At 56.3% G+C, this 19,505-nt stretch carries 21 protein-coding genes; 14 read left to right on the top strand and 7 right to left on the bottom strand.

The genetic code is table 11. From position 1 onward, the window contains the following. Positions 1–48 precede the first annotated feature (48 nt). The 6 genes from PSH57_RS03895 to PSH57_RS03870 form a co-directional block, all read right to left on the bottom strand. Entirely contained in the window at positions 49–678 is a 630-nt protein-coding gene (locus PSH57_RS03895) for an ATP-binding protein (RefSeq protein ID WP_305444832.1), read from the bottom strand. Further along, complete coding sequence (locus tag PSH57_RS03890) at positions 666–1,241, bottom strand: hypothetical protein (RefSeq protein ID WP_305444829.1); 576 nt, start codon at positions 1,239–1,241, stop codon at positions 666–668. The genes PSH57_RS03895 and PSH57_RS03890 overlap by 13 nt, the downstream gene beginning before the upstream one ends. A gap of 1 nt (position 1,242) precedes the next feature. Next, positions 1,243–2,472 (bottom strand): restriction endonuclease subunit S, encoded by a 1,230-nt coding sequence (locus PSH57_RS03885; RefSeq protein WP_305387934.1) that lies wholly within the window; start codon positions 2,470–2,472, stop codon positions 1,243–1,245. Further along, entirely contained in the window at positions 2,469–4,028 is a 1,560-nt protein-coding gene (locus PSH57_RS03880) for a type I restriction-modification system subunit M (RefSeq protein WP_305387932.1), read from the bottom strand. Before PSH57_RS03880 ends, PSH57_RS03885 begins: the two co-directional genes overlap by 4 nt. Positions 4,029–4,121: 93 nt before the next feature. Beyond that, positions 4,122–4,325, bottom strand: a complete 204-nt coding sequence (locus tag PSH57_RS03875) for a helix-turn-helix domain-containing protein (RefSeq protein ID WP_159906430.1) — start codon at positions 4,323–4,325, stop codon at positions 4,122–4,124. Between the two features lie 210 nt (positions 4,326–4,535). Beyond that, complete coding sequence (locus PSH57_RS03870) at positions 4,536–4,832, bottom strand: hypothetical protein (protein WP_305387928.1); 297 nt, start codon at positions 4,830–4,832, stop codon at positions 4,536–4,538. A gap of 255 nt (positions 4,833–5,087) precedes the next feature. Between PSH57_RS03870 and PSH57_RS03865 the strand changes: the two genes are divergently transcribed. The 7 genes from PSH57_RS03865 to PSH57_RS03840 all read left to right on the top strand — a co-directional run bounded on the left by PSH57_RS03865 (position 5,088) and on the right by PSH57_RS03840 (position 9,924). Next, entirely contained in the window at positions 5,088–5,261 is a 174-nt protein-coding gene (locus PSH57_RS03865) for a hypothetical protein (RefSeq protein WP_305387926.1), read from the top strand. A gap of 344 nt (positions 5,262–5,605) precedes the next feature. Continuing rightward, on the top strand, positions 5,606–5,791 hold the full coding sequence (locus tag PSH57_RS29220; protein WP_422766089.1) for a DUF6538 domain-containing protein: 186 nt from the start codon (positions 5,606–5,608) through the stop codon (positions 5,789–5,791). A gap of 114 nt (positions 5,792–5,905) precedes the next feature. Next, positions 5,906–6,301 (top strand): hypothetical protein, encoded by a 396-nt coding sequence (locus PSH57_RS03860; protein WP_305387924.1) that lies wholly within the window; start codon positions 5,906–5,908, stop codon positions 6,299–6,301. Between the two features lie 99 nt (positions 6,302–6,400). Next, positions 6,401–6,799 (top strand): hypothetical protein, encoded by a 399-nt coding sequence (locus PSH57_RS03855; RefSeq protein WP_305387923.1) that lies wholly within the window; start codon positions 6,401–6,403, stop codon positions 6,797–6,799. A gap of 125 nt (positions 6,800–6,924) precedes the next feature. Next, positions 6,925–7,176, top strand: coding sequence for a DUF2933 domain-containing protein (locus PSH57_RS03850; protein WP_305387921.1), 252 nt, complete (start codon positions 6,925–6,927; stop codon positions 7,174–7,176). Between the two features lie 90 nt (positions 7,177–7,266). Continuing rightward, entirely contained in the window at positions 7,267–9,537 is a 2,271-nt protein-coding gene (locus PSH57_RS03845) for a heavy metal translocating P-type ATPase (RefSeq protein ID WP_305387920.1), read from the top strand. Between the two features lie 114 nt (positions 9,538–9,651). Further along, entirely contained in the window at positions 9,652–9,924 is a 273-nt protein-coding gene (locus tag PSH57_RS03840) for a heavy-metal-associated domain-containing protein (protein WP_305387919.1), read from the top strand. A 405-nt stretch (positions 9,925–10,329) separates the two neighbouring features. Here the strand turns inward: PSH57_RS03840 and PSH57_RS03835 are convergent, their stop codons facing one another. Further along, positions 10,330–11,247: a LysR substrate-binding domain-containing protein gene (locus tag PSH57_RS03835; RefSeq protein ID WP_305416371.1), complete on the bottom strand. Its 918-nt coding sequence runs from the start codon at positions 11,245–11,247 to the stop codon at positions 10,330–10,332. 187 nt (positions 11,248–11,434) lie between these two features. On the opposite strand from PSH57_RS03835, the gene PSH57_RS03830 reads away from it, so the two are divergent. The 7 genes from PSH57_RS03830 (at position 11,435) to PSH57_RS03800 (ending at position 19,490) form a co-directional block, all read left to right on the top strand. Continuing rightward, a complete protein-coding gene (locus tag PSH57_RS03830) occupies positions 11,435–12,955 on the top strand; it encodes an ABC transporter substrate-binding protein (RefSeq protein WP_305387916.1) in 1,521 nt (506 codons plus the stop codon). An 85-nt stretch (positions 12,956–13,040) separates the two neighbouring features. After that, entirely contained in the window at positions 13,041–13,958 is a 918-nt protein-coding gene (locus PSH57_RS03825) for an ABC transporter permease (protein ID WP_305387915.1), read from the top strand. Between the two features lie 9 nt (positions 13,959–13,967). After that, positions 13,968–14,870 (top strand): ABC transporter permease, encoded by a 903-nt coding sequence (locus PSH57_RS03820; protein WP_305387914.1) that lies wholly within the window; start codon positions 13,968–13,970, stop codon positions 14,868–14,870. 15 nt (positions 14,871–14,885) lie between these two features. After that, positions 14,886–15,902, top strand: a complete 1,017-nt coding sequence (locus PSH57_RS03815) for an ABC transporter ATP-binding protein (protein ID WP_305387912.1) — start codon at positions 14,886–14,888, stop codon at positions 15,900–15,902. Then, positions 15,899–16,888, top strand: a complete 990-nt coding sequence (locus tag PSH57_RS03810; protein ID WP_305387911.1) for an ABC transporter ATP-binding protein — start codon at positions 15,899–15,901, stop codon at positions 16,886–16,888. The genes PSH57_RS03815 and PSH57_RS03810 overlap by 4 nt, the downstream gene beginning before the upstream one ends. Beyond that, positions 16,885–18,309, top strand: a complete 1,425-nt coding sequence (locus tag PSH57_RS03805; RefSeq protein WP_305387910.1) for a M20 family metallopeptidase — start codon at positions 16,885–16,887, stop codon at positions 18,307–18,309. Before PSH57_RS03810 ends, PSH57_RS03805 begins: the two co-directional genes overlap by 4 nt. Further along, on the top strand, positions 18,306–19,490 hold the full coding sequence (locus tag PSH57_RS03800; protein ID WP_305387909.1) for a M20 family metallopeptidase: 1,185 nt from the start codon (positions 18,306–18,308) through the stop codon (positions 19,488–19,490). Before PSH57_RS03805 ends, PSH57_RS03800 begins: the two co-directional genes overlap by 4 nt. Positions 19,491–19,505 lie beyond the last annotated feature (15 nt).

The raw sequence follows: 19,505 nt of genomic DNA, 5'->3' as shown, positions 1-19,505 counted from the left end.
GGCTACCAGCGTCGGTGGTAATCACTGGGAATGATGGCGGTCCTGCCTTCATACGCCCTCTTGCTTCCAAAAGCCGTATTTGTCTTTCAAATTATCGAGCAACAACTTGACCATGGCTTTTTCTGCTGGAGTGGGTTCTGCAACGGCCTCATTAGACAACGTGCTATGGCTTGTAAAATTCATGACCCTGCCCAGATAGAGCTGCTTGTCATCAGGCAAGAGCTCCGACCAATTGGGATACCCCAAAAAGCTGGAAGTTTTTTCGTAGAGATTGCGCAGCAAAGTGAAGTGATACCTTTCAACTTTGTTTTCAGCAATCGCCTGCTCTATCGTTTGCTTCAAATGTAGATGATAGGAAAAGCTCTTGTTAGAGTCGCCGGGCTTTTCAGTGAGAGCATAAGTTCCATCATCAAGATGCTCTAGCAAATAGCAGACCTTATTTTTCAGCTCATTGAATAATACGTTGTAGAACAACGGGCTGTGCGTCGTAACAATAAACTTCAGGTCGGATCGACTGGATTTGATCAACCCGCCTAAGTTGACCGCCAATTCGATCAAATGGTTGTCGTCAAGAGAGCTGACCGGATCATCAATAAAGACGTATTCCAAGCGGTCAAACTGGTTGGTCTCCCGGCCTTCAGGCTCGGCGAAATTTAGAATCGTGATTACTTGATCCAACAGGGCATAAAAGACACTCCATACGAAATTACTTTCCTCCCCCTTGGATATCTTGATATAGCCAGATCGTTCGTTATCGCCACGCCCAGAGAAAAGCTTACCTCTGTGAAGTCTTCACTAAAATGTGGCGTTAGTTTGTCATTCGCATAGCGCTGGAAATACTTGACAATGTTTCCGTCCTGCCCCAAATCTTTAAGTAGCGCGAGCAACCAATCCGTGTATGAATTCGGTTGAATCTTCAGCTTGGGCTCTGCATCTCCCGCCAAATCGTTATCCCAAAAGAACAAGTCTTCGGTAAACGCATTGTAATAAAGAATTTTGTTACGAGATAACTCAAGCTGATCTGCCTCACCAGCTCCGTCTCCGCCATCGCCCTTCGGTGCAATTAGCTGCTTTAACTCACGCGACAGGCGTGTTTTGCCCGTACCGTTAAAGGCATAGATAAGCTGCACCTTGGGCACAGGTTTAGCCTCTTCTATCACCTTCGTCTTTTCAGGAACGGTTTTTTGAACCGTTTTAGGGGTGCTCAACTGTTGAGCTATTTCCGATAGCGTCTTGCCCATATTACGCCGCTACCTCTTCTGGCCTGGGGAAACTCAAAAGTAAGTCGCGATAATACGCGTATTGTTTTTGGCGCAAAGCAATTTCGCACGGCAAGCCTTTGCTGACGGAGTTTGTCAACACGTATAATTTATCGAGGATAGCGACGATGCGGGCTTGTTCTGCAAGGGATTTATCCAGATCATCTGGATACGGAACAGGGATTTTAATCTTTGAAAATCCATTAACCAGCAATGTATTCACTTTGGTTCTGGCTATATATTTCGCCTTCTCGGCAACGAACGATGTCGCTTGCATGCAATAGGAAACAAACTTCGGATTCATTGAATGCCGAAAAGCATAGCAATGGTCGTGAATAGCGACCTTTTCATCTCCGAGCCATGCCACTGCCTTACCAACATCATCAACAGTCTCACCCACGTCAGTTATCACTACATCGCCCGGCTCTGCATAGCGCAGTGACCCAGCCATATTGTTTCTGACCTGAGAAAAAGCTTGTGTCGTAAAAACGCCGTAACGCGTGTATATTTCGCCGTAATGGATAACGCTGATTCCGTCTTCCACATAGTCAGCCTTGGTAAAACGCTTGCCACGGATAAACTCACCAACTTCGCACAGCGCCTTCCATTCTACATTCCTATTTTTAAAGCTCAACAGTTGGTCACGGTAATAGTTGTATTGCTTTTTTCGCGCGGTCAGCTCGGCGGTCAGCTCGGCGGTCATCTCAGTAAAAATATCCAGTATACGAACGATTTCGGCCTGGATTTCAAGCGATTTCTTGGGATTTTCTGGGCAAGGGATCGGGATTTTTTTGCATGCATAATTACTGATCCACTGGCGTTTGTGGTCGCCATCAACCAGTTCGCTTGGCAATGTGTTAAGCCAGAAGTAAATATATTTAATTAACGTCTTACCTTCGTCACTTGAGGTAATCATCTTCATGGCCGATGATTTGGCTTTGAAATCAAAGTCCACCCATTTATTAGCGGTCGTAAAGTCATCAAATATTATTACAGGCGTTTCAGATGCCTTATAGATACCGTGAGCCTCGTCCGTGTAGCCGAGTACAAAGGTTTTTCCAGCAGTCAGAACGGGGGTTTCAAAGTCGTCGCTGTAGTTCTTTGTTGCTACTAAATACTTAGTTGGTTGTTCATATTTCGTAACGTCACCAAGTGGTAGCCACTCCACCACTACACCATCCAGCAGCCTCTCCAAAAAGCTCACGCCGCTCATACCCCCAACTCCTCACCTTCAATCTCCGCAACGATGGCATCAATCTCGGCCCGCAGTTGATCGATCCTAGCAACCGTGGTTTTCAGGTCGGCATTGAGCTGAGCGATATTCACCACGTCACGGGTGTCCTTGGCATCGATATAGCTGCTAACGGACAGGTTGTAGTCGTTGGCAGCTACCTTCTCCAAAGGAACGGATTGGGCAAAGTGATCCACATTCGCCTTGCTGTCGAACACCTGCATGATCTGCTCGATATGCCTGTCCAGCAGCACGTTGTTGTTGGCTTCTTTCTTGAGCAGACCGCTGGCGTCGATAAATTGAGTGGTGGTGTCCGTCTTGTGTTTGGACAGCACCAGAATATTCACGGCGATGGAGGTGCCATAAAATAGGTTGGGGGCAAGCGAAATCACGCTTTCCACATAGTTGTTGTCCACTAAGTATTGGCGGATCTTCTGCTCGGCTCCGCCCCGGTAGAAAATGCCGGGGAAGCAGACGATGGCAGCGCGACCTTTGGCCGAGAGGTAGCTGAGGGCGTGCAGCACAAAAGCAAAGTCGGCCTTGGACTTCGGCGCAAGCACGCCGGCCGGGGCAAAGCGGTCGTCGTTGATCAGGGTGGGGTCGTCCATGCCCTTCCACTTCACCGAGTAGGGCGGGTTGGAGACGATGGCATCGAAAGGTTTATCATCGCCAAAGTGTGGCTCGGCTAGGGTGTCGCCTAGCTGGATGTTGAATTTGTCGTAGTTGACGTTGTGAAGGAACATGTTCATCCGCGCCAGGTTATACGTGGTGTGGTTGAGTTCCTGACCGAAAAAACCGTCTTCGATGATGTGTTCATCAAAGTGCCTCTTGGCTTGCAGCAGCAGCGAGCCCGAGCCGCAAGCGGGATCGTAGATCTTGTTGATACTGGTTTGCTTGTGCATGGCGAGCTGGGCGATCAGCTTGGAGACCTGCTGCGGAGTGAAGAACTCACCGCCCGATTTGCCGGCATTGGCGGCGTAGTTGGAGATGAGGAATTCGTAAGCGTCGCCAAACAGGTCGATGTGGCTTTCGTCAAAGGTGCCAAAATCCAACCCGGCTACGCCTTTGAGCACGTCAGCGAGGCGCGCATTCTTGTCCTTGACGGTATTGCCCAAGCGGTTGCTGGTGGTGTCGAAGTCGGCAAACAGGCCTTTGATATCGCGTTCGGAGGGGTAGCCATTGGCGGACGCTTCAATGTCTTTAAAGATGTTAGCCAGGTCGGTGTTCAGGCTTTCGTTGGTATTGGCGCTGGCGACGACATTGGCAAACATCTGGCTGGGGTAGATGAAGTAACCCTTCGTCCTTATGGCATCGTCTTTGACTGCCGCGATATTCTTGTCGCCATTATCCATGGCTGCGTAATCGACTGACTCATCGCCGCCCGTCATGTAATCAGCGAAGTTTTCGCTGATGAAGCGGTAGAACAGGGTGCCGAGCACGTATTGCTTGAAGTCCCAGCCATCGACGGCGCCACGGACATCGTTGGCAATGGCCCATATCTGGCGCTGCAGAGCGGCGCGTTGTTGGGTGCTGGTCATGCGGTTTCCCTGTTGATTTTCTAGGATTTAGTCGTTTATTGGATGTCGTTAAGGCGCTTGCTGTGTGATCCGGAGCTGTGGCAGCAGCGGTGTCTATGCTGGTTTCAGCTCAAGCAGGTCGCCTACTTGACATTCAAACATTAGGCACAGTTTCTCAATGGCTTCCAGATCCACTTTCTGCGCTGTTTCTTTGTAGAGCAGGGTCACCGTGGCGCGGCTGAGCCCCGTTTCTCTGGCTACGTCAGCAATACGCATTTTGTGCTCGCCCATCATGCGGGCGAGATGGCAGCGGATCATGGCTGTGCCCCTGGAAATTAGTCTTCTCGTGAACCCCGAGGGTAACACGGTGGCTTTTCTTAGCGTGACATTTTGCTAGTCAAACTAAAATTTTGCAGCCAAAACTAACTTCTTATCGGCTTTGGGTTTGCCTGGAGACCAGTGCGAGATCGAGTCCAAGCAGGAGATCCGCCCAGCCACTATTCGGCAAGCACCTTCGTGGGTTATCCCCTAAGCCAGCACGCTGAGGTAGGAAAACAACTCAAGCAGCGATAAATGCTTAAGCTGTTTTTCAGAGCGGACAATCAGCTCATCAAAAGGCTTGAGTTGATCCAATAAACGGTCGCAAACACCGAAGAAAACTTGCCACTCATCCCCTGCGAGCAACGCACGCATGGCAAGCCAGAGCGGCGACTCCGTACGCTCAAACAGCTTCGCGTAGCGAATCGCCCATCTGAGGGTTTCCGGGTTATGACTAGCGAGGTGTAACGGTAGCTCGACACTGACTGCTTTTTCGAAATGCAGCACCCGGCTGGGGGCCAAGCTGGCGAGTTCGGATTGCCATAATTGATATTTGGAATGCTGACACTAAAGGAGAAGGCGTAGGGAGTCGAATCTCTTCGCAAAGAATGATTTAGGCACAAGGCAAAGGACAGTGCATTCGAGTTCGAAGACAAAAAGGAAGGTGCCAAACGCAGCGCATGCGCTTGGGAGCAGCTGGAGAAAGACAACCGCCTTTGGTCTCAGCGAGACACCCCCATTACAAATTACAAAGAGCTACTCATGTTTTTCGATGGAGAAAGGCTGCTCGGGCGTAACGAGCAAAAGGCGATCATCAATGAGATAAAAAAGAGATGGAATCGCAAGCAGCTCGACGCGCGCAATCCAGACAAGAAAATCCAGACAAGAAACAGCTCACGTAATAATCCCGATAGCGGTGATCGCCCAGCTGGGTGAATGGGCCGCAAGGCACAAACTGAAGCGACCGCAAGTCATAGTGCGGCTGATATCCGGTGAATTCGAAGCAGGGATACACCTTGATTATTAGCCAGCACCCCATGAGCCTCCTTTTGCTGATAGGTGACGGGCTCACATCACCCGACACTGCCCTGACGCAACAGCATCAAAACTCTGTATTCCAAACAGTATTCCAGGCGAACTCCACAACCTAAAGATATGATTTATATCAGTTAGTTACATGATTGGTTCAAATTACCCCGGCACAGCGCCGCGTTCTCGGTGCACTGTGCTATCTGAAGCTGGCATTTTCAGCAGATGCGCCATCAAGGCGTGACACTCTGATGAGGCATCAACCGGTGCCCCCCTTGAAACCAGTCCCCTCGTACCTCTCACGAAACCGCCACGGCACGTACTATTTCTGGATAGTCATCCCCGCATCAATACGAGCAGCCGTTAAGGGCAACCGCGAAATTTGGCGGTCACTAAAAACCGACAGCCAAAAGCCAGCTCTAAACCATACAATTTGACCACACCACGAGAGTCGACACCCGGCTGCATACATTGATATGGATCAACTTTGGCACTTCGATGTGCTGTATGTTGAAAACATAAAACCCGTTAATCAGTACCGGAGATTCTCCATGTTCTGGTTTCGCCATTGTCAACCAGCGTTCATACGCCTCGCCATCGTGCTGTGGGTGTTAGCGTTTGGTCTGGCAGCGACCCAGGGATGTCTGGTACAGCCCAGCCACAATCCGGCTACAACTCATGTTTCGCTGAACACCGCGCAAGATCACGATAGCCACGAAGCCCATACCCTCGGTTGCCTTCAGCACTGCGCCGATGCGGCGATAGCTGTAAGCCCTTCGCTCCATCTTCAAATATTTGACCTGTTCAGTTGGACGTTTCTGTTCCTGATCCCTGCGTTGCTGATTTTGTATCCCGCCACCCCCTCCGCTTTTGCCTTTCTTGCATTACAGCGCCCTGTACCGGCCAGCCCGCCTGCCCGCCTGATTTTCGTCCGTTTCAACGATTAATCCGACCTTCTGCGCGCCGATCTTCGGCGCACTGTCTGACTGCGCCAACCCGGTGCGGCTTGGTATTACCTGAGTTGTCCTCACCCTTTGGAGATTGCCATGAATGCCTCATTGAAATTTATCCTCGCCACTCTGCTCGTGAGCAGCCCACTCATGGCCTCGGCAGTCGATGAGCATCACCCGGAGCAGACGCCGACCGCTCCCGCCCAGACAGGCGAAGCAGCTACGCCGATGCAAAACAATGTCATGACCGAGCAAATGCAAAAAATGCAGGCTGCACACGACAAGGCAGCCGCCGCCAAGACCCCTGCCGAGCGACACGCCGCCATGCAGGAGAGCATGAAGACGATGAAGGACAGCATGGCCATGATGCATATGAACTGTCCTGGCATGGGCATGGCCGGCAACAAAGACGGCATGGGGATGGGAATGATGAACATGATGATGAGAATGATGGATCAGCAATCGAGCATGATGAAGCTGCCGATGAGCAAGTGACGCGTACAAGCCTGTAGGCGATGCCGCGACGGTTTTACCTTAGCCAATAAGCCAAGGACAAAACCGCCGCCCGTTGCATCTGTACAACGCGTCACTAAAAAGCACTCCCTCAGGAGTACAGAATCATGATGAATTCACCACGTTCCGCTAACAGGTCTCCAACATTTTGGAGGAGCAAACCCGGCATAGCGCTGGGCATGCTGCTGGTGATCGTGCTGTTCTATCTGGCAAGAGAACACTACGGCCATGTGCTGGGCTTGCTGCCATACATGATTTTGCTGTTGTGCCCGCTGATGCATTTTTTCGGCCACCGCCACGGTGGTCACAGTCATCACGGCGAAACCTCAGCCTCAACCAATGATGCGAACAGGAGTTAGCTCATGCACCCCCGTGAGGTTCGTCAAGCGCACGGCCCAATACAGAACTCTGCCCCTCAATTCACCGGTTCCCATGACCCGGTATGTGGCATGACCGTCAGCAACGACAGCCCGTTCAGCACGGATTATGAGGGGCAAAACTACCGGTTCTGCAGCCAGAAATGCCAAACGACCTTCAGGGCAGCGCCCGAGCGTTATCGAATATCTCAACTGAAAACTGGACAAGTCCATCAGACAACAGCTGCACCAGTAACGGGTGCCGCTGAATACACATGTCCCATGCATCCGGAAATTCGACAGATCGGCCCCGGCGTCTGCCCTAAGTGCGGCATGACCTTAGAACCGGTGATCCCCGAATTGGAGGAAGAAGAGAACTTAGAACTCAAGGACTTCACTCAGCGCTTTTGGCGGACATTGCCACTGACAATAATCGTCACTGTTTTAGCCATGGGCGGCCATGCCTTGGTGCTGTTTCACGGCCCCACGCAAAACTGGATCGAGTTGGGACTGGCCACACCCGTGGTGCTTTGGGCTGGCTGGCCGTTTTATGTGCGCGGCGTGCGCTCGGTGATTCAGCGAAGTCCGAACATGTGGACGCTGATCGCCCTCGGCACGGCGGCGGCCTTTCTTTACAGCGTTGTGGCCACCCTGGCCCCCGATGTATTCCCCAGTAACTTCATGATGGAGGGCCGCATCGGGGTGTACTTTGAAGCGGCGGCTGTGATCATCTCACTGACCCTTCTCGGCCAGATGCTCGAGTTCAAGGCTCGCTCGCAAACCTCGGCTGCCGTCAAGTCGCTGCTTGGACTGGCACCCAAAACTGCCCGACGGATCAATGCCGACGGCACGGAAGAAGACATCCCTCTGACACACGTACACAGCGGCGATACGTTACGTGTGCGACCGGGCGAAAAAGTGCCTGTCGACGGTCAGGTGTTGCAAGGCGAAAGCGCTGTAGATGAGTCGATGCTCACCGGCGAACCGATACCGATCATGAAGAGGGCCGGCGACGCACTGATTGGCGCCACTCTCAACATCCACGGCAGTCTGGTGATGCAGGCGCAGAAGATCGGGTCGGCGACCCTGCTCGCACAGATTGTGCAGATGGTTGTGCAGGCACAACGCTCAAAAGCGCCGATGCAACGGCTGGCAGACGTGATTGCCAGTTACTTCGTGATTGTGGTGATTACTATCGCCGCGCTGACTCTACTCGGTTGGGGGCTGTGGGGGCCCGAGCCAAGTTGGGTGTTCGGACTGATCAACGCTGTCGCGGTCATGATCATCGCCTGTCCCTGTGCCCTTGGCCTAGCGACTCCGATGTCAGTCATGGTCGCCACAGGGAAAGCTGCTGGCAGCGGCGTATTGTTTCGCGATGCAAGCGCCATCGAAAACCTGCGCAAGATAGACACCTTGATAGTCGACAAAACCGGCACCCTCACTGAAGGTCGACCAGCGTTCCATAGCGTCGAGGCCGTGCCCGGATTTACTCAGGATGAAGTGCTGCGGTTGGCCGCAAGTCTCGATCAGGGCAGTGAGCATCCATTGGCCCACGCCATCGTCGAGCAGGCCCGCGCCGCAGGGTTGAAACTGGTGACACCTGAAACCTTCGAGTCAGCCTCAGGTATTGGTGTAAGCGGTCAGGTCGAGGGTCGCCGCCTGATGCTAGGCAATACCGCGTTGATGCAGGAGGCGGGCGTTTCCACCGAAATCTTGCAAGTACATGCCGAGAAGTTACGCGGCGACGGTACGAGCATCATGTACCTGGCAGTCAATGGCGCCCTGGCGGGTTTGCTGGCTGTTGCTGACCCCATCAAACCCACCACGAAACTGGCCGTCGAGCGTCTGCAGGCGGATGGCGTCAAGGTCATCATGGCCACTGGCGACGGTCTTACGACTGCTCGCTCGGTAGCTCGCCAGTTGGGCATCGAGGAGGTGCATGGCGAGGTCAAACCGCAAGATAAAGAACGTCTGGTGGCATCTCTGCAACAAGCCGGACACCGCGTGGCGATGGCCGGCGACGGCATTAATGATGCCCCCGCATTGGCTCGCGCTGATGTAGGTATCGCCATGGGCACTGGCACTGACGTGGCGATGAACAGCGCTCAGGTCACCCTGGTCAAGGGCGATCTGCTCGGCATCCTGCGTGCTCGCAGCCTGTCAGTAGCAACGGTGAGAAATATGCACCAAAACCTGACCTTCGCCTTCCTTTACAACGCCATGGGCATCCCACTAGCCGCCGGCTTGTTCTTCCCTCTTACCGGCCACCTTCTGTCACCACTCATTGCCGCACTGGCCATGAGCGTGAGCTCGGCGTCGGTGGTATTCAACGCCTTGCGTCTGCGCCAGGCTTCCATTGATTGAGTGAAAACGACCGCTTGACCTTGCCATGGCAGCAAGGTTGAGGATAAGCCAACGCCGCAGAAAAGCCTTATGCGTCAGTCTTTCCATGATCAACTTTATTGTGAGGAGTCGCCCATGAAAACTGTTGAACTGCAAGTCCAAGGCATGAGCTGTGGTTCATGTGTCAAACATGTCACCGAAGCACTGCACCCACTTGAAGGCGTCAGTGACGTAACAGTGGATCTACAAGCCGGACGGGTGAAGGTCAGCGGCGATTCGGACAGCCATGCGCTGCTTACAGCCCTGGAGGACGCGGGCTATCCAGCACAGCTGGCGACAGTGGAAAGCGTAGCGAGTAAGAAAACCTCGGGCTGTGGCGGGAACGGCGGCGGTTGCTGCTGCCGGTAAGCATTATGTTTAAACTGGAGCCCCCCCATGAATACCAGTCTGCGTATCGCTGTGTTTACGACACTAGGCGTATAGACATGCAACGCGCGCTGGTCGGATGCTCTCACGGTTATCATCCCGGTCACCTCAGGACCCATACGCGGTGCTTCGGCGAAGCTTGGCCTCAGCTGCTAACCACGAAGGGCTAAAGGCGAACTTCGAGCAGCGCCTGAAGCCGCTGCTCTATACCGCGGATAAGCCGGATTTCCAACGCTGCTATAGCGCTTTCGCTACCGTCGCAGAGCGGCTGCTGAATCACACTGCCTGACGTTTTATTTCCCGCTGATGGCTCTGCCACCGCGGGCAATCGTTATTCCGGGTAGCTAGATGCGGGATAAGGGCCGGGAAACTCACCTTCCTCGCATGTCAACGACGCTTCGCCTTCGCCAAATCAGCAATCAAAAAATCCCTGAACGCAGAAACCGCCGCCGGTAAATTGCGTCCCGCCATGCTCTGCAGTTCGATGCGCCGTGCCTGCATGCCTTCATCGAGGATCGGCAAGCATTGCAACTGCTTGTCCGCTACCTGTTTGTGCAAGGTCATTTCGCTGGCCAGGCTAATCACGCCTTCTTCGCGGACGAAGCTATAAAGTGCGGCAACGTAATTAGTGGTCAAGACCGGGTCGAACAACAACCCCTGTACACCGCAACAGATATCGAACAGTTGCCGTATCGTGGTATCGGCCTTCGGCAACGCGATGGGCCAGGGTTGCAACTCGGCGAGGCTGACCGCTTCACGCCCGGCCAAGGGATGCGAATTGGAGACCACGGCAAAAATAGCCCCGCTTAGGAAATGTTCGACCTTGACTTCCTTTTGCGGCGTCAGACTGAAGGTCATCGCCAGATCGGCTTCTCCGGAACGAACCTTCTCCGTCGCCTCAGCAGGCGCACAGACCTCCAGCGTGAAATGAATGCCCTGATACTCACGCCTGAACGCGCTAATGTTCCTGGGCATGTATTCCAGGGCAAAACCTTCCGAGCAGGCGACATGCACATGTCCCCGTTGCAAGCCGTGCAGCTCGGTAATTTCCAGCACCACCTGCTCGGCCTCAAGTTGCGATTTGCGCGCATAAGCCGCCAGTCTCGTCCCTGCCTCGCTGAGCACCATGCCTCGGGCGCGACGCTCAAACAGGCTGGCATCCAGGGCCAACTCCAGCTTGGAAATCTGTCGGCTTACCGCTGACGCTGCAACATTGAGCCGCACCGACGCTTCGCTGATCGATCCGCACCGCGCGACTTCCAGAAAATAGCGCAACGCCGTGGATTGCACGCCATACAGCTGCATCGGAGCCCCCGAGGGTTGCCTTTTCGGCAAAGCAAGTATCGAAAGATTGTACTTGTGGCATTGATAGCCTTTCCCTACATTCGTGTCCAGACCAAAAAAAACTACGCCTGAGCTTCTCCTCCTCGTTTACCGCATTTGCGATTCGCTGCCCTTTGATTCAACCACTCTCGCCAACGGAGACGACGGCATGGGCATCAAAGGTTTCGCCTGCAGTTTTGCGCTGATGGGCCTCATCAGCAGTTTTCCGGCTCATGCCGGTAAAGCCAACGACACCCTGGTTTACGCTTCCGACAGCGAGCCTGAAAACGTCAGCCCCTATCACAACGATTTACGCGAAGGGGTGATTCTCGGCCGGCTGATCTGGGACAACCTGATCTACCGCGATCCTGAAAGCAGCGAATACAAACCCATGCTGGCCACCAGCTGGAAACAGGTCGACGACACCACCATCGACTTTGAGCTGCGCAAAGGCGTCAAATTTCACAACGGCGACGCCTTCACCGCCGACGACGTGGTGTTCACCCTCAACTACGTGGTATCGCCCGAAGCGAAAGTCGTTACCGTGCAAAACGTCGACTGGATCAAAAGCGCGGAAAAGACCGGTGACTACAGCGTCCGTCTTCATCTGAAAAAAGCTTTTCCCGCGGCACTGGAATACCTGTCCAACGCCGTACCGATGTTCCCCAAAACGTATTTCGAGAAAGTCGGCCTGGCTGAATTCAGTCGTAAACCGATTGGCACCGGTCCCTATAAAGCGGTGTCAGTAGTGGCGGGCGAAGGCGTGACCATGGCGCTCAATAAGGACTACTTCAAGGACAGCCCACAAGGCCAACCGCATATCGGCCACCTCAAGTTCCGGGTGATCCCTGATGCGGAAACCCGTCTGGCCGAACTGATGACCGGCGGTGTCGACTGGACCTGGCGCGTCGCACCGGACCAGGCAGTCAACCTCAAGAGCATGCCGAACCTGACCGTGGCCAGCGGCGAAACCATGCGCATCGGTTTCCTGATCCTCGATGCTCGTGGCACCTCGACTGAAAACTCCCCGATGAAAAACCTTAAGGTGCGTCAGGCCATCAACCACGCTATCAACCGCGATGCACTGGCCTCACAACTGGTGGGCGGCGAAGCCAAACCCTTGCAAGTCGCCTGCTATCCGGGGCAGTTCGGTTGCGACACCACGGCAGCCACGGTCTACAACTATGACCCGGTCAAGGCCAAGGCGCTGCTCGCTGAAGCCGGTTATCCGAATGGCTTTGAGACAGAAATCTTCGCTTACCGCGACCGTGATTATGTCGAAGCGATCATCGGCAACCTGCGTGCCGTGGGCATCAACGCCAAGCTGCGCTACTTGAAGTACGCCGCCCTGCGCGATCAGCAACGTGGCGGCAAAGTGCCGATCTCGTTCCAGGCCTGGGGTTCGTTCTCGATTCTCGACACCTCGGCGTCCGCTGGGACCTGGTTCAAAGGCAACCCGGACGACAACATCAAGGATCCGCAAGTCCAGGGCTGGTTGCAGACCGCCGACAACGCCCTCGACCCGCAAGTGCGCAAGGACAACTACCGCAAGGCGTTGCAGCGCATCAGCGAGCAGGCCTATTGGGCGCCGCTGTTCAATTACTCGATGAACTACGCCTATACCTCCGACCTGGCGTTCACGCCCTACCCGGATGAGCTACCGCGTTTCGTTCTGTCCAGCTGGAAGTAATCGACAGGTGCCGTGACGCGCGGTGTTAACCGTGCTACGGCAAGTCCCCCACACCTATCAGCCAATGGATACGAGGAAACTTGCCATGCTTGGATTCCTTCTGCGCCGTCTGGGTATCGCATTTTGCGTTGCAATTACCGTGTCGGTGATCAGTTTTTCTCTTTTGCATCTGTCCGGCGACCTGGCCACGGCCATTGGCGGACCGGAAGCCAGCAGCGAACAGATCGAACAGATCCGCGTGCAGTACGGTTTGGACAAACCGCTGCCGACCCAGTACTTCAACTGGCTGGGCGATTTGCTGCGGTTGGATCTGGGCGACTCTTTTTTCTTTCAGGAATCGGTCTACAACCTGATCGTCAACCGCCTGCCAATCACCCTCGGGCTGGGGGCGATGGCATTGGGCATTGCGCTACTGGTGGCGATTCCGCTTGGGGTGCTGGCCGCCGTCAAACGCGACACCTGGATTGACCGCCTGGCGTTGAGCATTGCCGTCCTGGGTCAGGCAATGCCAAGTTTCTGGTTTGCGCTGATGCTGATCGTGGTGTTTGCGGTGACGCTCAAGTGGCTGCCAGTGTCCGGTAACTCGACCCTGCTGCACTTCGTCATGCCGGCCATTGCCTTGGGCTACTACGCGACTCCGGCAATCATGCGCCTGACCCGCGCAGGCATGCTTGATGTGCTCAGCTCCGATTACATCCGCACCGCCCGCGCCAAGGGTCTGCGCCCTGCCCGCGTGTTGTTCAAGCATGCACTGCGCAACGCCTTGATTCCGGTCGTCGCGCTGGCGGCGGTGGAGTTCGGCTTCATGCTCGGCGGCTCGGTGGTGATCGAAACCGTGTTCTCCCTGCAAGGCATCGGACAACTCGCCTGGGACGCTATCGCCCGTGACGACTTTCCGGTGGTACAGGCCGTGGTCCTGCTGATTGCGGTGATCTACATCATCCTCACCTTGCTGGCCGATGTGCTCAACGCACTGCTCGACCCGCGCATTCGCGTGCGCTAGGAGGCTTACATGAGCACCCCCACGACCCTCGCGATCAATGACTACCTGCCACCACCGAGCAGCCTGAGCCGAGTAATTGGCAAGAGCTTTCGTCATCGTGGTTTCGCCATCGGCGCGGTGTTGTTGCTGATCATCTTCGCTGGCGCACTGTTCGCCCCATGGCTGGCACCTTACGACCCTTATGCGCAAGACGTGATGCTGCGCATGAAACCGCCGGTATGGATGGCTAACGGCACCTGGGAATACGTCCTCGGCACCGACAAGCTGGGCCGCGACTACCTGTCGCGACTGCTCTACGGCGCACGTATTTCGCTGTTCATCGGCATTGCCGCGGCGCTGATTTCCGGCTTTATAGGTACCGTCATGGGGCTGTTGGCGGGTTACTACGGCGGCAAGGTTGATGCCTTCATCAGTTACCTGATCACCACCCGGCTGGCGATGCCGGTCGTGATGGTCGCGCTGGCCTCAGCCTCGCTGATGGGCGGCTCACTGAAAGTGGTCATCGTGCTGCTCGGCTGCCTGTTATGGGATCGCTTCGCGGTGGTGGTCAGGGCTTCGGTGCAGCAGATTCGCGATGCTGAATATGTGGCGTCGGCCCAGGCTCTTGGCTGCTCGACCCTGCGCATTCTGGTGAGTGAAATTCTGCCCAATCTGGTCGGCGCGCTGATCGTCGTCGCGACGCTGGAAATGGCTCACGCGATCCTGCTGGAGTCGGCGCTGTCGTTCCTCGGGGTGGGCGTGCAACCGCCGACGCCGTCCTGGGGTTTGATGATCGCCGAAGGCAAACCCTACATGTTCTTTTCCCCATGGGTCATCGCCATTCCCGGCGTCGCCCTGATGATTCTGGTGTTGGGCATCAACCTGGTCGGCGATGGCCTGCGCGATCTGATCCTGCCCGACGGCCGTAATTGATAGAGGGAACCTAACATGGCACTACTCCATGTAAAAAACCTGCGCGTGGACATTCCCATGGGCAACAGCCCGACGCCGGATGACATGCTGCATGCCGTGCGCGGTCTGGATTTTGAAGTCGAGCGCGGTGAAATGTTGTGCATCGTTGGCGAATCCGGCTGCGGTAAATCCCTGACCTCGCTGGCGCTGATGGACCTGTTGCCGCGCAAGGCCAAACGCACCGCGTCCCGGCTGACGCTGGACGGTATCGACATGCTGGGCCAGAGCGAACGGCGCATGTGTGACCTGCGCGGCAACCGTCTGGCGATGATCTTCCAGGAACCGATGACCTCGTTGAACCCGGCCTACAGCATTGGCGATCAGCTCAGCGAAGTGCTGACTCAGCATCGTAAGGTGTCACGCAAGGATGCCCTGGCTCGCGCCGCTCAGATGCTGGAGAAAGTCGGTATCAGCAATGCTGCCGAGCGCTTGCGTCAGTATCCGCATCAACTGTCTGGCGGTTTGCGCCAGCGGGTGATCATCGCCATGGCGTTGATGTGTGAACCGGACCTGATCATCGCGGATGAGCCAACCACGGCACTGGACGTGACCATCCAAGCGCAGATATTGCGCTTGATCCGCGACATTCAGAAAGAACTCGGTCTGGCGGTGATCTTCATCACCCACGACCTTGGGCTGGTGGCACGGATCGCCGATCGGGTCGCCGTGATGTATGCCGGGGAAATCGTCGAAACCGCTCCTGCCTTACAACTGTTCGAGAACCCGCAGCATCCGTACACCCGTGGTCTGCTGGCCAGTATTCCTATCCCTGGCCGGACCAAACCGGGTGAGGCGCTGGGTTCGATTCCAGGCCTGGTGCCGAGCCTGGTAGGCGAACAGCAAGGTTGTGCGTTCCGCAATCGCTGCGCTCAGGCGATTCCAGCCTGCGCGCAAAACATCCCCGCAGTCGAACAGGACGGACACATGGCGCGCTGCCTGTTCGCCGCACCGGCCCCGGCACCGATTCGCCTTCAGGAGCGTGCACGGTCATGAAAAAAGACATCGCTTTGGAGCTGTGTGACATCCGTCGTGAGTTTCGGATCAACAAGGGCTTTTTCAAACCCGCCGCCACCCTGAAGGCCGTAGATGGCGTTTCCCTGCGCCTGATGCGTGGCGAGACCCTCGGTCTGGTAGGCGAATCCGGTTGTGGAAAAAGTACCCTGGCAAAGATGCTGCTCGGGCTGTTGCCACCTACCAGCGGCGATGTGCTGGTCAATGGCAAACATCTGGCGGCGACTGATCGCAAGGAAATGTCCCGGCACATTCAGCCGATATTCCAGGACCCGTATTCCTCGCTGAACCCACGCAAGACACTGCGCGAAATCGTTACCCTGCCGCTGATCGTGCATGACATCGGCAGCACCGCCGAGCGGCGTAAGAAGACCGAAGAGATGCTCGATGTGGTCGGTCTGCCCAAACGGGTCATTGACAGCTATCCGAGCCAACTGTCTGGCGGTCAGCGGCAACGGGTGGCCATTGCCCGGGCGTTGATCATGCGCCCTGACGTGTTGATCTGCGACGAACCCACCTCGGCGCTGGACGTTTCGGTGCAGGCGCAGATTCTCAACCTGCTGCAAGACCTCAAGCGCGAATTCGGCCTGACCTATCTGCTGATCAGCCATAACCTGGCGGTCATCGAACACCTCGCCGACCGGGTCGCGGTGATGTATCTGGGGCGCATCGTCGAAGAACGCAGTCGCGAAGCGTTGTTCGCTCAACCCGGCCACCCTTATACCCGCGCCTTGCTGGATTCGGTGCTCACGCCCGATCCGCGCCTGGGCATTCCCGAAATCGGCCTGCACGGGACTTTTCCCAATCCGATGTCACCGCCGTCCGGTTGCGCTTTCCATCCACGCTGCCCGAGCTGCTTCGCACCGTGCAAAACGGCCTACCCGGCCAATGATTCGATTATCGGCGGCAACGTGCGTTGCCACCTTCACGACATTCCTGCCCAAACACTGGAGCTTGTCCACTCATGAGTCGTTCACTGGCCATCAGCAACACCACAGAGCAATTTGACAACGGCGCATTTTTTAACCTGCTCGAACGTAGCGTCGCCTTGCACACCGAAAGCCAGGCAACGGACAGCCAGCCTGAGTTGTACCGCTACCTCAATGACTTCATCACCCCGCATGTCGAGGCGATGGGCTTCAGCGTCAAGATCTATGACAACCCGGTGGCAGAGCGCGGTCCCTTCATGATCGCCACACGCATTGAACATCCAGAACTGCCGACCGTTCTCAGTTACGGCCATGGTGATGTGGTGCGTGGCTATGAAGCGCAATGGCGGGAAGGCCTGTCGCCGTGGCAAGTCACGGTTGAGGGCGATCGCTGGTACGGTCGTGGCACGGCAGATAACAAAGGCCAGCACCTGATCAACCTGACCGCACTGGAGCAAACGCTCAAGGCTCGCGACGGCAAGCTGGGTTTCAACGTCAAACTGCTGCTGGAAATGGGCGAAGAAGAGGGCTCGCCGGGCTTGAATGCATTCTGTGCCGCGCACAGCAAAGAGCTCGCGGCAGATATTTTCATCGCCTCGGACGGCCCGCGCCTGGCGGCATCACGACCGACGATTTTTCTCGGCTCACGCGGGGTGTTCAACTTCGAGTTGGCGGTCAACTTGCGCGAGGGCGCTCATCACTCTGGTAACTGGGGCGGGTTGCTGGCCAACCCCGGCATTATTCTGGCCAATGCCATCGCGAGCATGGTCGATGAACACGGTCGGGTGAAAGTGGCGGGGCTGATGCCCGAGACACTGCCGGAGCCGGTTCGCCAGGCACTGGCCGATATTGACGTGGGTGGCGGGCCGGGCGATCCGGAAATCGACGCCAACTGGGGTAATCCGCAGCTCTCGCTGAGCGAAAAGGTGTTCGGCTGGAACACCCTCGACGTCATCGCCTTCAAGACCGGCAACCCGGACGCCCCCGTGCATGCGATCCCTGGCAAGGCCAACGCCCACTGCCATATCCGCTTCGTGGTGAACAGCGACTACACGACCTTCATCCCGGCTGTGCGCACCCACCTGGACGCTCATGGTTTCAGCAATGTCGAGGTCAGGCAAAGCCGCATCGATGTGATGCATGCCACTCGGCTAGACCCGCAAAGCCCATGGGTCAATTGGGCGCTCAGCTCCCTGACACAGACCACCGGCAAAAAACCTGCGCTGCTGCCAAACCTCGGTGGATCGCTGCCCAACGATGTGTTCGCGGACGTGCTCGGCCTGCCAACATTGTGGGTGCCGCACTCGTACCCGGCCTGCTCACAACATGCGCCGAACGAGCACTTGCTCGCACCGGTGGTCAAGGAAAGCCTGCAAATCATGGCCGGGCTATTCTGGGACCTGGGCAACGACGCGGCACGCCTGACTCAGGAACATCAGTTGCGGGAGCAGGCGCAATGAGCGCCACTCCACAACAGGCGCTGGACTGGCTTGCTGGCCAGCGCCAAGCCATGGAAGCGCTGCTGCAGCGTATCGTCGACACCGACTCCAACAGCTATGACAAGGCGGGCGTCGACGCGGTGGGCGCGCTGCTCGCGGCTGAACTGGAAGCCGACGGTATCCTGCTCAAGCGCCTGCCGGTCGATGGTTTTGGCGACGTGATGCTTGCCCAAGTGCCAGGCGAACCTGGAAAGCCGGTGCTGTTGCTGGGCCATCGCGACACGGTGTTCCCCAAAGGCACCACCACCACTCGCGGCTATAGCCGCGACGCCATCCTCGCCTATGGCCCCGGCGTCGCCGACATGAAAGGCGGCCTGGTGCTCAATTGCTTCGCGCTCAAGGCACTCAAACGCGCCGGTCAGTTGCCCTATCCGGTGCAGGTTCTGTTCACCGGTGACGAAGAAATCGGCTCCGGCAGCGCCAGAGCCCATATCGAAAACGCCGCCCGTGCCGCCCGCGCCGTGCTCAATACCGAACCCGGCCGGGCCAGCGGTAACGTGGTCAGCGCGCGCAAAGGCGGAGCCACATTGATCATCGAAGTCAGCGGCCGCGCGGCGCATGCCGGGGTCAACCATGCCGACGGAGCCAGCGCCATCGAGGCCCTGGCACGCAAGATCGTCAAGCTGCATGCCTTGACCGATTACTCGGCAGGCATCACGACTAATGTGGGCCTGATGTCCGGTGGCACGTCCAGCAACACCGTTGCGCCTAGCGCCTGCGCCCGGCTGGACGTGCGCTTCATCGAACTCAAGCACTGGGATCAGATCTTTAGCGCAATCCAGGCCATCGTCGCAGAAGAAGAACTGATCGGCACCCGCGCCATCCTCAAGGAAGCGACGACCTTTCTACCGATGGAAGCCCATCACAGCGAACGGCTGCTGCACATCTACCAACAAAAAGCGCTGGCGCTGGGTTTCAGCGTCGAAGGCGAGTTCACCGGCGGTTGCGCCGACTCTGGATTCACGGCCAGCCTGGGCATTCCAACCCTGTGTGGCCTCGGGCCGGTGGGTGGCAAGGTCCACACCGATCGTGAATACCTGGAACTGGACACCCTGGTGCCTCGCGCGCAGGCCTTGGTGGCGACTATTCTGGCTGTCGGCGAGAGCAGTTCAGTCGGCACAGCCAACATCATCGCAAACTGATACACCGCTTTCGCG

This window comes from Pseudomonas hefeiensis (genome assembly GCF_030687835.1).
In the GTDB taxonomy this organism is placed as follows: domain Bacteria; phylum Pseudomonadota; class Gammaproteobacteria; order Pseudomonadales; family Pseudomonadaceae; genus Aquipseudomonas; species Aquipseudomonas hefeiensis.
The sequence above is the reverse complement of the archived record's forward strand: the minus strand, read 5'-3'. Positions and strand labels throughout refer to the sequence as shown.